General features: G+C 46.1%; 18 protein-coding genes. 10 read left to right on the top strand and 8 right to left on the bottom strand.

All coding sequences use genetic code 11. The annotated features are described in order from the left end of the window. The first annotated feature begins 11 nt into the window (after positions 1-11). Entirely contained in the window at positions 12-1211 is a 1200-nt protein-coding gene (locus tag AR442_RS16395) for a transaminase BacF (RefSeq protein ID WP_014419147.1), read from the top strand. A 16-nt stretch (positions 1212-1227) separates the two neighbouring features. Here AR442_RS16395 and bacG read toward each other — a convergent pair whose 3' ends face one another. Then, positions 1228-2007, bottom strand: coding sequence for an NADPH-dependent reductase BacG (gene bacG, locus AR442_RS16390; RefSeq protein WP_021494773.1), 780 nt, complete (start codon positions 2005-2007; stop codon positions 1228-1230). Positions 2008-2126: 119 nt separating this feature from the next. Then, entirely contained in the window at positions 2127-2891 is a 765-nt protein-coding gene (gene hemQ, locus AR442_RS16385; protein WP_014419145.1) for a hydrogen peroxide-dependent heme synthase, read from the bottom strand. 256 nt (positions 2892-3147) lie between these two features. Between hemQ and pta the strand changes: the two genes are divergently transcribed. Further along, positions 3148-4119 (top strand): phosphate acetyltransferase, encoded by a 972-nt coding sequence (gene pta, locus AR442_RS16380; protein ID WP_003151012.1) that lies wholly within the window; start codon positions 3148-3150, stop codon positions 4117-4119. Between the two features lie 36 nt (positions 4120-4155). Here the strand turns inward: pta and AR442_RS16375 are convergent, their stop codons facing one another. Then, on the bottom strand, positions 4156-5133 hold the full coding sequence (locus AR442_RS16375) for a YeiH family protein (protein ID WP_014419144.1): 978 nt from the start codon (positions 5131-5133) through the stop codon (positions 4156-4158). Positions 5134-5248: 115 nt separating this feature from the next. Between AR442_RS16375 and AR442_RS16370 the strand changes: the two genes are divergently transcribed. The 6 genes from AR442_RS16370 to AR442_RS16345 all read left to right on the top strand — a co-directional run bounded on the left by AR442_RS16370 (position 5249) and on the right by AR442_RS16345 (position 9955). Next, complete coding sequence (locus AR442_RS16370) at positions 5249-6148, top strand: cysJI operon transcriptional regulator CysL (protein ID WP_014419143.1); 900 nt, start codon at positions 5249-5251, stop codon at positions 6146-6148. A gap of 46 nt (positions 6149-6194) precedes the next feature. After that, on the top strand, positions 6195-7058 hold the full coding sequence (gene lipL, locus AR442_RS16365; RefSeq protein WP_053285337.1) for an octanoyl-[GcvH]:protein N-octanoyltransferase: 864 nt from the start codon (positions 6195-6197) through the stop codon (positions 7056-7058). Between the two features lie 152 nt (positions 7059-7210). Then, the gene (locus tag AR442_RS16360; protein WP_003151018.1) at positions 7211-7390 is read left to right on the top strand and encodes a hypothetical protein; all 180 of its coding nucleotides are present in this window, start codon (positions 7211-7213) and stop codon (positions 7388-7390) included. A gap of 48 nt (positions 7391-7438) precedes the next feature. Next, positions 7439-8362, top strand: coding sequence for a DUF6895 family protein (locus AR442_RS16355; RefSeq protein ID WP_014721963.1), 924 nt, complete (start codon positions 7439-7441; stop codon positions 8360-8362). After that, on the top strand, positions 8331-9128 hold the full coding sequence (locus tag AR442_RS16350) for a hypothetical protein (RefSeq protein WP_053285338.1): 798 nt from the start codon (positions 8331-8333) through the stop codon (positions 9126-9128). Before AR442_RS16355 ends, AR442_RS16350 begins: the two co-directional genes overlap by 32 nt. Beyond that, positions 9119-9955, top strand: coding sequence for a hypothetical protein (locus tag AR442_RS16345; RefSeq protein ID WP_014419139.1), 837 nt, complete (start codon positions 9119-9121; stop codon positions 9953-9955). Before AR442_RS16350 ends, AR442_RS16345 begins: the two co-directional genes overlap by 10 nt. Here AR442_RS16345 and AR442_RS16340 read toward each other — a convergent pair. The 5 genes from AR442_RS16340 to AR442_RS16320 form a co-directional block, all read right to left on the bottom strand. Beyond that, positions 9945-10898: an ABC transporter permease gene (locus AR442_RS16340; protein WP_053285339.1), complete on the bottom strand. Its 954-nt coding sequence runs from the start codon at positions 10896-10898 to the stop codon at positions 9945-9947. The genes AR442_RS16345 and AR442_RS16340 overlap by 11 nt on opposite strands. Next, complete coding sequence (locus tag AR442_RS16335; RefSeq protein ID WP_014419137.1) at positions 10895-11815, bottom strand: ATP-binding cassette domain-containing protein; 921 nt, start codon at positions 11813-11815, stop codon at positions 10895-10897. Before AR442_RS16335 ends, AR442_RS16340 begins: the two co-directional genes overlap by 4 nt. 97 nt (positions 11816-11912) lie before the next feature. Beyond that, on the bottom strand, positions 11913-12467 hold the full coding sequence (locus AR442_RS16330; protein ID WP_017418702.1) for an HAAS signaling domain-containing protein: 555 nt from the start codon (positions 12465-12467) through the stop codon (positions 11913-11915). After that, on the bottom strand, positions 12468-12782 hold the full coding sequence (locus AR442_RS16325) for a PadR family transcriptional regulator (protein WP_026092292.1): 315 nt from the start codon (positions 12780-12782) through the stop codon (positions 12468-12470). It abuts the gene before it with no gap. Between the two features lie 260 nt (positions 12783-13042). Further along, positions 13043-13816, bottom strand: coding sequence for an RsfA family transcriptional regulator (locus tag AR442_RS16320; protein ID WP_012118695.1), 774 nt, complete (start codon positions 13814-13816; stop codon positions 13043-13045). Between the two features lie 202 nt (positions 13817-14018). Here AR442_RS16320 and AR442_RS16315 point away from each other — a divergent pair, with 202 nt between their 5' ends. Continuing rightward, the gene (locus AR442_RS16315) at positions 14019-14243 is read left to right on the top strand and encodes a YuzB family protein (RefSeq protein WP_003151034.1); all 225 of its coding nucleotides are present in this window, start codon (positions 14019-14021) and stop codon (positions 14241-14243) included. A gap of 160 nt (positions 14244-14403) precedes the next feature. After that, entirely contained in the window at positions 14404-15705 is a 1302-nt protein-coding gene (locus AR442_RS16310) for an HD domain-containing protein (RefSeq protein ID WP_003151035.1), read from the top strand. Positions 15706-15722 lie beyond the last annotated feature (17 nt).

The following is a 15722-nucleotide window of genomic DNA, read 5'->3' as shown; positions in this document are numbered from 1 at the left end:
GAGCCTTTCAGATGGAAATCATACCGTCCGACGTCATCAAGACACTTCCGAAACAGGAATTTTCGCTCGTTTTTCAAAAGGTAAAAGAGATGGAGAAAACGGGAGCCCAGATCATTAATCTCGGCCAGGGGAATCCCGATCTCCCCACTCCGCCGCATATCGTTGAAACTTTGCGGGAGGCTGCGCTGAATCCTTCGTACCACGGATACGGCCCGTTCAGAGGCTATCCGTTTCTGAAAGAAGCCATCGCGGAATTTTATGAGAGAGAGTACGGGGTATCGGTCAATCCGGAGACAGAAGTCGCGCTGTTCGGCGGAGGGAAAGCTGGTTTGTACGTTTTGACGCAATGCCTGCTGAACCCCGGCGATATCGCCTTAGTCCCGAACCCCGGCTACCCTGAGTATTTATCGGGCATTACAATGGCCAGAGCGGAGCTGCATGAGATGCCGCTTCATCCGGAAAACGGCTATTTGCCGGATTTTGAGCGGATTGATCCCGCCGTCCTGAAAAAAGCCAAGCTGATGTTTTTGAATTACCCGAATAACCCGACGGGCGCAACTGCGGATCAGGCGTTTTATGAAAAAGCGGCAGCGTTTGCAAAAAAACATGACATCCACCTTATTCACGATTTTGCATACGGCGCGTTCGAATTTGATCAGAACCCGGCCAGCTTTCTTCAGGCGAATGAAGCGAAAACGGTCGGCGCGGAGCTTTATTCATTTTCAAAAACCTTCAATATGGCAGGCTGGAGAATGGCATTTGCCGTGGGGAATGAGAAAATCATTCAGGCGGTCAATGAGTTTCAGGATCACGTATTCGTCGGCATGTTCGGCGGTCTTCAGCAGGCGGCAGCGGCGGCGCTGTCAGGAAGTCCTGAGCATACGGAGCGTCTGAAGCGCACATATAAAGAACGGATTGACTTTTTCACGGCGTTATGTGAAAAGGAATTAGGCTGGAGCATTGAAAAACCGAAAGGGACTTTTTATGTTTGGGCTGAAATTCCAAATGAATTCGAGTCCTCACACCAGTTTTCGGACTATCTGCTGGAGCATGCCCATGTTGTCGTGACGCCCGGCGAGATTTTCGGCAGCGGCGGAAAGCGTTATGTCAGAATATCAATGGTGGCCAAGCAGGGCGATTTGAGGGAATTCGTGCTGCGGATTCAAAAGCTCGGTTTGTCCTTTCCTTCATTACAAGAAACATCCCGCTGAGAGCGGGATGTTTTTATTATATGCTTTTCATGCTGCCGCCGTCGGCTGACACTTGCTGCCCGGTAATATAAGAGGCTTCTTCAGAGGCAAGAAAGGCAGCCAGCGCCGCGGTTTCTTCCGCAGTTCCGACACGCTTCATCGGGACGCCTGAGGCAATCCGTTCTTCCGCTTCCGCTTTAGAAATGCCGTTTTGCTTCATGACATTCTTCACGAATTGGTGATAACGGTCTGTGGCGATAAATCCGGGATTCAGACAGTTGACAGTAATGTGAAAAGGCGCAAGCTGAATGGCGATGTTTTTGCTGGCATTAATTAAAGCGGCGTTCATCATGCTGTTGGTAAACATATTGGCGCCGGGTTCTTTCCATAGGTTTCCGACGATATTAATGATTCTGCCGAATTCGTGCTGTTTCATGATTGCTGCGGCCGTTTTCATAGAGTCGATATAAGCGATTGTTTTATTCGTAAAGGTATTTGTCATATCCTCTATATCGCAGGTTTCAAAGGTATCCGGCGAGCCGCCCGGAATGTTGTTGATCAATACATCAAGCCGTCCGCATTGTGATCTGATCTCTTCAAAAATGCCGGCTCTTGTCTTCTGGTCCGACATATCGCCGGCCAGAACGGTGACGCCCGCATCCGGATGTTTGGCGAGGATCTCTTCTTTTACCGATTCGATATTTTCGGGAACTCGTGAATTAATGACGGTATGAAAGCCATTGTCCGCCAGTTTCAGAGCGATTGCTTTGCCGATCCCCTGACTGGCTCCCATAATAAATGCGGTTCGTTTTGACAACTGTCTGCACCCCTTTACCAAAATGGAATCTCCTTTACATCGTAAAAAAAAATGATAAAAATAGCAAATTTTATTTAAATTCTGACAAAGAAAAAACCCGCCGGACAGGCGGGTGGGTGTTACACGTGCAAAAACTTCGGAAGCGTGTCGAGAGACAAGCGGTTTCCGACAAAAAATGAACCGAATTCGCCGTAGCGCGCGCTGACTTCATCAAAGCGCATTTCGTAAACAAGTTTTTTGAACTGAAGCACATCATCGCTGAAGAGCGTGACGCCCCATTCGTAATCGTCAAAACCGACAGATCCCGTGATAATCTGTTTGACTTTGCCGGCATAGCTCCGTCCGATCAAGCCGTGGCTTCTCATCAGATTTCTGCGTTCATCCATAGAAAGCATGTACCAGTTGTCATTGCCGCTTCTTCTTTTATCCATCGGATAGAAGCAGACGTATTTCGCTTCAGGCAGCTCAGGATACAGGCGGGCGCGGACATGCGGATTTTCATACGGATCGCCCTCTCCGCTTGCCAGGTAGTTGCTCAGCTCAACCACGGACACGTAAGAATAAGCCGGGATTGTAAATTCAGCAAGCTTTGATTTGTTAAATTCAAGCTCGATTTCGTTCAGCTCTTCCATTGTCGGGCGAAGAATCATCAGCATAAAATCAGCTTTCTGTCCGACGATGCTGTAGATGGTTTGCGAGCCTTTGCCTTCTTTTTGGGCGACGCCCCATTTTTCAAGCAGTCCCGTAAATTCGTGAATAATCGACAGGCGCTCATCGCTGGATAACATCTTCCATGACGTCCAGTCTATTGTGCGGAAATCGTGAAGCGCGTACCAACCGTCAAGCGTTTGGGCGGCTTCGTTCGTTTTTTGCTGCTCACTCATGTATCTTCACTCCTATATCTTTTCATTGATGCCTTCACTATATCACAGTTTAACCGTTTCGGCTGTGGAGAAACCTTGAATAATCCGAAGCCTTGTGTCAGAAACTATGCCGTGAACAAACGGTCAATTAAATTAGTTAGAAAAATAAGATTTCTTTTTGAAAGCGCTATAATGGAAGTTGGTTATTTGAATTTAGCTGGAAGAAGAGTATGCTGTAAAAGTAAGCGTTTTTTGTCAACATAGAGGAGGGTATATCGTGGCAGATTTATTTACAAAAGTACAAGAAAAAGTCGCAGGAAAAGATGTGAAAATCGTATTTCCTGAAGGGTTGGACGAACGTATCCTGGTTGCGGTCAACAACTTGGCGGGCAACAAGGTATTAAAGCCGATCGTAGTCGGCAATAAAGAAGACATTCAAGCAAAAGCGAAAGAATTAAACCTTACGCTTGACGGCGTGGACATTTTTGACCCGCATACATATGAAGGCATGGAAGAACTCGTTCAGGCTTTCGTAGAACGCCGCAAAGGCAAAGCGACGGAAGAACAGGCCCGCAAAGCTTTGCTGGACGAAAACTATTTCGGCACGATGCTTGTGTACAAAGGTCTCGCAGACGGACTTGTCAGCGGAGCTGCACATTCTACAGCCGATACGGTGCGCCCTGCACTTCAAATCATTAAAACAAAAGAAGGCGTGAAAAAAACATCAGGCGTCTTCATCATGGCCCGCGGTGACGAGCAATATGTATTCGCTGATTGCGCGATCAACATTGCCCCTGACAGCCAGGACCTTGCCGAAATTGCCATTGAAAGCGCCAATACGGCTCAAATGTTTGACATTGACCCGCGCGTTGCCATGCTCAGCTTCTCTACAAAAGGATCGGCGAAATCAGATGAGACGGACAAAGTGGCTGAAGCCGTGAAAATTGCGAAGGAAAAAGCGCCTGAGCTTACGCTGGACGGCGAATTCCAATTCGACGCTGCATTTGTGCCGTCTGTCGCGGAGAAAAAAGCGCCGGACTCCGACATTAAAGGAGACGCGAATGTATTTGTATTCCCAAGCCTTGAAGCAGGAAACATCGGCTACAAAATCGCTCAGCGCTTAGGCGGCTTTGAAGCGGTCGGACCGATTCTGCAAGGATTGAATATGCCTGTAAACGATCTTTCCAGAGGATGTAATGCGGAAGACGTCTACAATCTTGCGTTAATTACGGCTGCTCAAGCGCTGTAATCCGCAAAAGCCGGCCTTTACGAGGGCCGGCATTTTTTATAGAAAAAACGTCACTGCGGCCCAGCCGAACAGGGACAAACAGAGAGAGCCAATCAAGCCTGCTGCGAGCGCCCGCCAGCCGTTATGACGAAACGCCGATATATGGACTTTCAAACCGAGACCCGCCATCGCCATGCCAATTAAAACATAAGACACTTGAACAAGAAATTCGGAATGCGCGGCTGAAATGACGCCTGATGTATGGATGGCGCTCATTCCGAGAAATCCGAAGATAAACCAAGGGATGGGGAGTGAAGCGGCAGAAGCCGTCTTTGACTTTCCGCTGCGGCGCGCCCGCATTCCGAGCATGAATGCGGCCGGGACGAGCAGCGCGACCCGGGTCAGTTTGACGATCACCGCCATCTCGACGGCTGCTTTTCCTCCGGCGCTGCCGGCCGCCGCCGCATGCGCCACCTCGTGAAGCGTTGCCCCGCAAAAGGCTCCGTAAGCCGCAGGAGAAAAGCCCAATACATGATAAGAAAGAGAATATACAACAGTAAAAACGGTTCCTAATAACGAAACGGCGGCCGCGCTGATGGCGGCTGCATTTTCATTTGATCTGATCTGCGGCGCGATCGCGGCAATGGCAGCCGCTCCGCAGATCGCTGTGCCGCAGGCTGTCAGCGTGCTGAGTGTCTGATCTATACGGAACAGCCGGGACAGTCCGTATACAACGGCACCCGCAAACATCATACAGCAGACGGCAATTGCAAATACGTGCCAGCCCGCATGATAGATATCCGCCAGATTCAGTCTCATACCAAGCAGGATGATGCCTGCTTTCAGCAAGTATTTGCTTGAGAACGCGATCCCCGGCTCTAATGCCGCCCGCTGTCCGAATACGGCGCGCCAAAGCATGCCGATCAGCATTGCAAGGACAAGCATTCCGAACATATGCAAAAACGGCAGGCGGCTGACATAGAAAGCCGCAAACGCAATTCCTGCGGTAACTGAAACACCTTTTACCATCTTCATCTCAGTCACTTCCCATTATCTTGATAACTCCACTTTACTGCGGTCTTAATCATTAGTAAAATATATTTATATGATCTAAACGATTAGGAAAAATAATGATTAGGGGCGATGCTTTTTGTATTATGGGGAACTGAAAACATTCATTGCCGTCGTGGAAGAAAAAAACTTTACAAAGGCGGCGCAGAAGCTGATGATTTCTCAGCCAAGCGTCAGCCTTCACATTAAAAACCTGGAGAAAGAATTTCAAACCGCCTTGCTGAACCGCTCTCCGAAGCACTTTACGACTACGCCGACGGGGGACATCCTCTATCAGCGCGCCAAGCAGATGGTCTTTTTGTACGAACAGGCGAAAACCGAAATTTACGCCCATCATCATTATGTCAAAGGGAAGCTCAAAATCGCCGCGAGCTTTACCATCGGCGAATATATTCTGCCGCCGCTTCTCGCAAAGCTTCATAACGAGTATCCCGAGCTGAACCTGGACGTCATGATCGGAAACACGGAGGAGGTCAGCGAAGCGGTTCGGATGCTTCAAGCCGATATCGGATTAATTGAAGGGCATACGGGGAAAAACGAGCTCGACATTCAGCCGTTTATGGAGGATGAATTGTGTATTGCCGCACCGAACGGACACCCGCTCGCCGGCAGAAAAAACATCCCGGCTGCCGAATTGCAAAATCAAGCGTGGGTGACGAGGGAGAAGGGTTCGGGAACGAGGGAATATTTAGACCACGTCCTTCAATCAAACGGACTGCGGCCGAAATCCATGATGACGATCAGCAGCAACCAGGGCGTCAAAGAAGCCGTGATCAGCGGAATGGGTCTTTCCGTTCTGTCAAAAAGCGTGCTGCAAAAGGATCTGCTTCACGGCAGCATTTCCGTGCTTGAGATAAAAGGATTCTCCTTAAAACGGAAGCTGTCTATCATCCAATCTTCCATTATGGAGAACACAAAAAACAAAGAAATCTTCATCGCACTTTTGAAAAGCCAATTTCAATCATCTCAAGCGGAGTGATATAATAAATGCATGGAAAGCCTATGACGAAAGGGATTTAATATAGATGGGAAAGCAACCGATTGATTTACTGATGCAGCCGAGCTGGAGAATCATTGACCAATCCAGCCTCGGCCCTTATTTTGATGCGAAGCAGTCATTCGCAATGGATGATACGCTGTGCGCCTCCGTAGGCAAAGGGGAATCGCCTGCGACGGCACGCTCCTGGGTGCACCACCGGACGATCGTGCTCGGCATTCAGGACACGCGTCTGCCGTTTTTAGAGGACGGCGTGAAATTGCTGGAGGACGAAGGCTACAGTGTCATTGTCCGCAATTCCGGAGGCCTCGCCGTCGTACTGGACGAAGGCGTATTGAATATCTCGCTTATTTTTGAAGATGAGAAAAAAGGCATCGACATCGACAGAGGCTACGAGGCGATGACAGAGCTGGTGCGGCGGATGCTGCGTCCGCACAATGCTGAAATTGAAGCATATGAAATTAAAGGATCGTACTGTCCGGGCAGCTACGATCTCAGCATCGGCGGCCGAAAATTCGCGGGAATCTCACAAAGGCGCCTGCGGGGCGGAACCGCGGTTCAGATTTATCTCTGCGCCGATAAAAGCGGAAGCGAACGCGCCGATCTGATCAGACGTTTCTATCAAGCCGCTTTAAAAGACAAAAGCAACGATACAAAAGGCGTATATCCCGATATCCGGCCCGAAACGATGGCTTCATTAAGCGAATTGCTGCAAACGGACATTACCGTGCAAGACTTAATGCTGGCGCTTTTGACCGAACTGAAGGAACTCAGCGGCCGCCTGTATGAAGCCGGATTATCGCCGGAAGAAGAGAAGGTATTTGAAAAAAATCTGACCCGAATGCTGGAACGGAATGAGAAGGTGTTCGGCACGCAGGAAAGCTTGGACTAAGTCCGGGCTTTTTTTGTTTTTGGTAATTATATACTATTTAGTTATAGTGAAAAAGAAGTGTTATATGAAAACTAGTTTACATTATATACCTTATTTGATTAATATATTTATGTAGGTTCCAAATAATTCTATAAACTGAAGGAGATGGAGATATGAACTTTAAAAAAATAAAAGAAGAAAAAAGAATCACGATCCCGACGCATTTGTTAGCCGGAGATGCGGAACAATCAGGCAATTCTTTCGCTTGGAGCGGCTGGGTGCTTGTAGTGCCGAGCCAAGAAGACAATCAAAACCCGAATTTGAATTTCTCTGATTTAGCCGCTCAAAAGTAGGATAATCACTGTTTGGAGCCTACACATCTGAGACGAGGCGGTGAGAGTGTGACACAAGAGTATATAAGAGAAATTAAGCGGGGAGCACTGTCATGGATTGTTAAAAATATCCATTACTTTGATATGAATCATAAAGTAGCGAATGATTTCAGGTGGCGCCTTAAAACATTTATAGAACTCATTTTTCTTACCAATTACCTGATCAGAAATCAGGCAGATGATAAGGAAGTTGCTGTTTTAACGGAGTTTATTACAGAAAGGCTCCGTAATGATCAGCTTGAAGAATTTATTCATTTTGATCCGGACGGTCTCGCCGGATTGGCTATTGCGGGTGAATTTCTTACCTTGACTGATCATCCGTCACGGGCTTCGGTGATATGGGAGCTGGAAAAATTCACGGCAGCGCGTTTTGATCGCAGCCTTGCTAAAATTCCCTTTCGGAAAATGGATCTGAAGTACAGTCTGCAAAGAGCAGGCGTAACCTCGGAAATAACGGATTTTTCTGACTTATATCACTACACAGCAGCTGGTCAGGATATCCCAAATACATATATGACGGATCATGATGCGTACAGTATCACTCATACGATTTTTTATATAACAGACATGGGATGTTCTTCGCTTACGGATAAAGAGTATCATCTGCCGTCCTTAAAAGAAAAGGTCCTGAAATTTCTCGGGATCTATATCTGTCTTGAGAATTTAGATATTACCAGTGAATTATTGATGTGCAGCTCTTTTTTACATATCGACATGGATAAGGACAACCATAAACCGCTCTATGAAGCAGCCTGGAATAAAATCTATCAGGGCCGAATGAAAGAGGGGAATGTCCCGAGCATCACCTATCAACATAAACCCGGTTTGAAAGGTGAACAGCGAAGAGAAGATGTGTTCAAACATTGCTATCATACAACACTTGTCGCCGCGGGTGCCGCGCATGCCTGTCTTAGAGCAGAAAGGAACGATTAACTTGAACAGATTAGCTGAAGAGGCGGATCAATTTTTATTATCTTTTGCTGAACAATCGCTTCCGGATCAAAAGAGCATTCAGCTGTTTGCCGGCTTCTGCAAATACTGCAGGAAGACGAGCCATTCTTCCGCTGTAAAAGAACATACTGAAAGGATTGCCTCCGCTTTCGTTGATAAGTCATGCTGGGAAGATCTGTTTCACTGTAACACGGCCATTGTCAATGAGTTGATTCATATCTATTTAACGGCAAAAGCTTATAAAAAGAAGCAGGGAATGGATTCGGATGATCAGGTCATACGTCACGGATTGCAAAACGGCTATCTTATAAAAAAAGAATGGCCTTATTTTAAATACGCCGAATTCGCCGGTTTGCTGAACGAGCTGGGAATGTCAACTGACCATGAAAAAGTGCGCTTTTACAAGAATTCGATGTTTCAGCCTTTGCTCCATGACGCATGGAAAAGAACAGCTGAAAACGAGCTGGAGTTTGTCGAGTACTGTCTTCTTCATTTGAATGAGGGAGAGCATCTGCTTCATCCCGGCTTGAAGGCGTCCATTCAAAAATGGCTTGTGTTTTGTCTCGGCAGCCGAAAAATGAAACAGCTGTGCAATATGTTATTTATCCAATCGTGTATCGATCCATTTTTTTATGGCTGTCAAGCGGCTCTTCATCATATAAATAACGAGAATCCATCCATTCATTGTGCTCCGGCTCTTCTGCCGGCGATTGAGATTCTGAATCTGGAGTGTGGAACATGCGGATAGTCAAGGAACATTTTAATATAAAAAAAACAGAAGAATGGCTGCTGGGTTTTTGGAAGAACATTCAGCTGCAGCCGGAAGAAATGGAAGCAGATGATCTCATGCACCTGTTTTGCGGTTTAGCGGCATGTCATCACTTTGAAAAAAGAAAGGATACAGAAGAAGTCATTCTATTCTTAGACCGTTATTTTGGAGAAAAAACGCACGAATGCCATCCGGTCCTGTTCGCGTATGCGTATCATATATACCGCAGGATGGATGCCGCAAAAAGCATCTTTTTTCATAACGGACTTGAACAAATGGTCCGCGGTTTACAAGAGGAACTGAAATCAGAGCCTTCCTCTATGATCCTCATGGTGTTAGGGGCTTATTTTGGGGCGATGACTCCGGAAGAACTGATCGTGTTCTTAGAAACCGTAATGAAACGTGAGGCCGATTTGCTCATGGCACCGGGCGGCATCCAGGAAGAACAGGCGGATGCCCTTTATGCCGTCACTTATTTGCAAATGAAAGAATTGCAGCCTTTTCTCACGGAATGGTACAAAACATCAGACTTTGCTTTTTCAGGTTTAATGTTAGCCGAGTGCAGAAAGTATCACATTGACGCCGTTGCAAAATACACAGCCATTATGAAATTTCTCCAATTCGATGAGGCGCTTTTTATACGGGAAGGGCGGGAATTTCTACGCTTTCAGCAGCGAAGCAGCGGGAGCTTCGGTTATTTGAATCCATTAGCGATGGACCAAGGGGCGGTCAGCGGCAAATTGCTGGACCGGCAGTATTTCCTGCCGTCCGCTCATTATGCCGCCGCCTCTCTGTCTATGCTGTAATGTCTCTCTTTTGAAAGACGGAAAAAGAAATCAATAAACAAATAAGAAAGTAGATCGCTATAACCGTCACGGAATAGGGGATGTTTAACGTTGAAATCGCATCACCCGCGCTTTTATTTACATAAGCAACGAGGTTTAAATGCGGAAAGAGCGTAAATTTATACCACGTAAATTGGGCAAGCAAATCAGTTCCGCCCAATATACTGCCGGCAAACAGCAGTAAAATCGATAAGCAGAGGGAGAGCGCCTGGCTTTTGCACAATACTGACAAAGTGAACGCAATGGTGACAATGCTTATAATTGATATGAAACGCAAAAGCAGAATGATTCCGGATGCTTTGATTGAACTGATGGTATACAGACTGTCATTTAAATGAGTATAGACGAGCGGATATGAAGCATTGGAAAAACCGAATAACACGCCGCCGATCAGCAAACAGCTCATACAGTAAAATAAGTAAACCATACCGGTAAACAGAAGGGAGGCCAGAAATTTCGATGTTAAAATCCGCCATCTTCGGTTCGGGCTTGTAGCGATAAACTTAATCGTCCCAAGGGCAAACTCTTTAGAAACAACCCCGCTGACGGTTAAAATCGCGGTTAAGCTTACGAAAATCTCAAGCCCGTTTGAAGTAACCGTGCCGAAAAACCTCCAGCCGTTCCATTCATAAGGGTTGATGTTATGCTCCAAATAATAGTCTTTATTCTTAACATCAGCAGAATAATAAACGCCTGTCGTTTCAGCCGGTTTATCAATTTCTTCCTGTTTTTTTTCGGCGAGAAGCCGTTCTTTCCAATTGTTATCCGAGGAAGCATCTAACTCATGATTCATAATAAGGCCGGCCAGCAAAACGATGAGAAACAGGAAAAAAAGAGATAAAAGTGTGCCTTTTTTTCGGGTTATTTTTATGAATTCGTTCTGCGCCAGATGAAATATGCTCATACCGCGTCCTCCTGATCTGTAATCATCATGTATTTCTCTTCCAATGACAAAGTTCTTGCAGAAACGCGGGAAATCAGAATCTCTTTCTCTGCCAAAGATTTAATGACATACGGGATGGTATCTTCTTCCGCTTCCAATTCAATGACGCGGCTGTCTTTTTGCTGTACTTGAAGAATACCTTCCCGCTCTAATATTTCTTTCGCCCTTGCCGGATGATCGACCGTGACGGTAAACAGCTTTTTCTGACCAAGATTATGTCTGTTCTTCATGTCTTCAATTCCTAAAATCCGTCCCTTTTTAATGTAGGCAACCCTATCGCAAATCTCTTCCATTTCCGACAATAAATGGCTTGATAATAAAATAGAAACCCCTTGCTTCGCTAAATCAGAAAGAATGGTGCGCAATTCTTTCATACCTTTAGGATCGAGGCCGTTCATCGGTTCATCCAGAATTAATAACCCGGGATTGTGAAGAAGAGAATAAGCGAGCCCCAAGCGCTGTTTCATGCCTAATGAGAAATGTTTCACTTTTTTGCTGGCAGCCTGATCTAGTCCGACTTTTGCAAGGGTATTCATAAGGTCATCCGTTTTCAGCGAGGTGCTCCGCAGTCTGGTGAAATATTTCAGGTTTTGCAAAGCGGTCATATTCGGATACATATCCGGGCCTTCAATGATAACCCCGATATGTCTCATAAAATATTCAAAGTCGCTGTCCGGTCTGCCTCTGAATGAAATGGCTCCTTCTGTTTTTTTAATAAGCTGTACGATCATTCTGAAAATAGTGGTTTTTCCTGAGCCGTTCGGCCCTAAAAGGCCGAATATCTCGCCTTTTCTCACATCGAAAGAAATTGACTGTACAATAGGGGTATGATTGATTGTTTTAGAGACATCTTTTAATATCAGGGCTGGTTCAGTCATGATATTTGCACACCTTCCTTATGATTTAGGGTAAAAGCCGTCAAAACCGAAGAACATGCTTCCGATCAGGCCGGCAGCGATTAAAATGAGAGCAATGCTATACCACATTTTTCGATTCAATGGTTTCCCTCCTTACAACGCTGACATTCCATTTGAAATAGCGCAAAAAGATGCGGAATATCAGTTTCGAAAGATCAAATCCGGCCATAAACACCGCCATACCCGCTCCAAGAACCATACATCCGTTAAAAATGGCTGTTACAATCGGCACTTTTACAAGGAGAAAGAATGATCCGGTCATCAGCATCAGGCCGATCGCCATCAAACTTAACACCGCAACAGAGGCAAAAAGAAACGGTGTCAGCATAAACATGAAGTTGAACATGCCCATACCCAGCATCAGGCCGAATGCTTTGAAAAAGGAGCGCCATGTTTTCTGCTCCTCGGCATCATTGATGAAAATATCCGCTTTTAAGGCGCGCGCAAGTGTTTTGGGGTTTCCTAAATTGCCGGCGATTTGTTCATCGCTTTTTCCTTCAGCGCCGCCCATTTGGAATATTTCGCCGATATCGGCGAGTATCTCTTTTTGCTCAAGTTCCGGCAGATCTTTTATTTCCCGCCGGAGATGTTTTAAATATTGGTCTTTACACATTCATTTTCCCTCCTTAATGATGCTGTTCACTTTTTCGGACAGGTCAAGCCATTCCGATTTTAATGTTTGATGATAAAAGGCGCCTTCTTCTGTTACTTTGTAATATTTGCGTGATGGGCCTTGATCGGAAGCTGCTGTATACGTTTTTAGGCAGTTATTTTTTGTGAGTCTTCGTAATATGGGGTAGATGGTGCCCTCCGATACAGGGAACGTTTCACTTATGATCTTGATTAATTCATAACCATATAAATCTTCATAAAGAAGCAGGGACAACACACAAAGTTCCAACGCTCCTTTTCGTAATTGGCTACTCATTTACTATCATTCCCATCATATCTAATAATTGTATTCTCTATACAGTGTATTGCACAGTAGCTAATCGATCAATAATTCCCAAGAACCATTTGGGATGAGGAATTGAATCTTTATGCTTATGTGCGGGCGGGGACCGAGATGCGCAGCCCTTGCGGGAAGAAGGCCTCCTGAACAATGTTTACATTAATATAGATCAGGATGCGCGTCATTGACAAATGGCAAAAACCCCTTTTTCCATGACAAGGAAAGGGGTTTTTCCGTTATTCGGCCATTTTTTCTAAATTGCCGTTCCGGTCCATTTTAAAGGACGGAGAGGCATGCTCGTCGTCTTCAAATAAAACTAGTTTTCTGGCTCTGTTCATAATTTTCACCAAGGTTTCGTAGTCTTCCTGAATGGTTTTTTGATCTTTTTCAAGCTTTTCGACGGCCGCTTCCAGCTGCTCGGTTTTAGACTGAAGTTCTTGGTTTTCCCGTTTTAAACGGTCATTTTCCATTTGCAGGGCGGAAGTTTGCTTTCCGCTGCCTTCATAGCTCTGCAGAAATTGAATGACGTCTGCCATTGTGAGCTCCGCCTTTTGGCTCGGCTGCTGAGGCGCCAGCAAATGTGATAAACTAGCTAACTCTTCCTTGAAGCTTTCATCGACATAAGGCATATGTTCGCCGGACATGACGGCTTGCCGATCTTCTTTTGGCGCTTCCGTTTGAACCGTCTCTTCGGCTGCGGTTTCCTGCATGATGTCCGCATCCGGTGCAGGCGGCTGGTATAATAGTTTCTTCTTGGCCGGCTGGCCGTTTCCGAGCGCGCGCATCCGCTGTTTCCGCTGTTTTTTGGCAAGCTGAAGCGCTTTTTCATATTGATGGCGGACGACAGCATTCCACCTGAATCCGCACGCTGCCGACGTTCTGTTTAATTTATCGCCTACCTCTTCAAAGGCATTCAGCTGCGTGCTTCCTTCCCGAACGTGACGGAGCACGGTTTCCGCAAGCAGCAGGTCATTTTCCTCCGACCAGGCGTCCTGTCTTTGTTTTGTCAATGTTCTCAACCCCCAATATCTTTGATGGTATTAGAATGTCCAGATTGGAAAATATTTATACAAATTGGCTGAAAGAATGAGAGATACGCAGAGCCTTGCAGGATAAGATGAATCCTTGTACAATGAGATGTGATGTGATTTTTTTCGTTTTTAAAATTAAGATTTAACATAGAGGAACATTGAATGAAGGGAAGCGTACATCATGGCTAATGAATTCCGAGTGTGTGATGATTGCCAGGCCACCAATATTAAGACTTTGCTGCCGCGTTTGAAAGAAGCTGACCCGGATGCAAAAGTGGAGGTCGGATGTCAGTCATATTGCGGGCCCGGACGCAAAAAATCGTTTGCTTTCGTAAACAACCGCCCGCTGTCGGCGCCGACTGAGGACGAGCTGATTGAGAAAGTGAAAAAGAAGATCAAAAAGTAAATGTGTATTTTTATGACAGCCTCGCCCGATGGGTCAGGCTTTTTTGCTTCAAAAAATCAATGACGGAAAACTGGAACAAAACGCCGGACAAATTCAAGGATGTTTTCAAATTACAGAGCCGATATAATAGAATCACGGCTAAAAAAAAGAGGGAATGACGATGGCGTATCCAAACGGAAAATTATCAGAAGAAAAAGTGTTTAAAGATCCCGTTCACCGCTATGTTCATGTGCGGGACAAGCTGATCTGGGATTTGATCGGCACCCGTGAATTTCAGCGGCTGCGCCGGATCAAACAGCTCGGTACGACGTATTTGACGTTTCACGGCGCGGAACACAGCCGTTTTAACCATTCTCTCGGCGTCTATGAGATTGTCAGACGAATGGTTGATGATGTTTTTAAAGGGCGTCCTGAATGGGATGACAATGAACGCGAACTCTGTCTCAGCGCCGCGCTTTTGCACGATTTGGGACATGGGCCGTTTTCGCATTCCTTTGAAAAGGTTTTTCATCTGGATCATGAAGACTATACGAGGGAAATCATTCTCGGCGACACCGAGGTGAATCAGGTTCTCAGAAAGGCGGGACCGGGATTTCCGCAGGATGTTGCTGAAGTCATTGCCAAAACATACAAAAACAAGCAGGTGGTCAGCCTGATTTCGAGCCAGATTGACGCCGACAGGATGGATTACCTTCAGCGGGACGCATACTATACGGGCGTCAGCTACGGACATTTTGATATGGAACGGATTTTAAGGGTGATGCGTCCGCGAGAGGACCAGATCGTCATTAAGCAAAGCGGCATGCACGCCGTCGAAGACTATATTATGAGCCGCTATCAAATGTACTGGCAGGTGTATTTTCATCCAGTGACGAGAAGCGCTGAAGTCATTTTGACGAAAATTCTCCACCGTGCGAAGCAGCTCCATGAAGAAGGGTATATATTCACGCATGCTCCCGTTCATTTTTATTCCATTTTTGAAGGGAAGCTGACGCTTGCGGATTATCTGAAGCTTGATGAAGCCATCATTTTATATTATTTCCAGGCTTGGGAGGAAGAAGAGGACCCGATTCTGTCCGACTTGTGCCGCCGCTTCATTAACCGCCAGCTGTTTCAATATGCCGAATTTAACCCCAATGAGGAAATGTCGGCTTATTTTGAACTGACCGCTCTGTTTAAAGAGGCGGGAATTGATCCCAATTATTATTTAGTGGTCGATTCTTCATCGGATCTGCCGTATGATTTTTACCGGCCGGGTGAAGAGGAGGAGCGTCTGCCGATTCACCTGTTAACGCAGAACGGCCAGATCAAAGAGCTGTCCAGGCAGTCCGCCATTGTCGAATCCATTTCGGGCAAACGCCGGACGGACCATAAGCTCTACTATCCGATGGACCTCATTTGTGACGATTCAGAAAACCCTGAAGCAAAATTAAAAATCCGGCAGCTGCTGGGACTGACATAGAAGGATTTTGGTAAAGA

Origin of the sequence: Bacillus velezensis (genome assembly GCF_001461825.1) — a bacterium.
Classification (GTDB): Bacteria; Bacillota; Bacilli; order Bacillales; family Bacillaceae; genus Bacillus; species Bacillus velezensis.
Note: the sequence above shows the minus strand (reverse complement) of the source record. Positions and strands in the feature narration are given on the sequence as shown.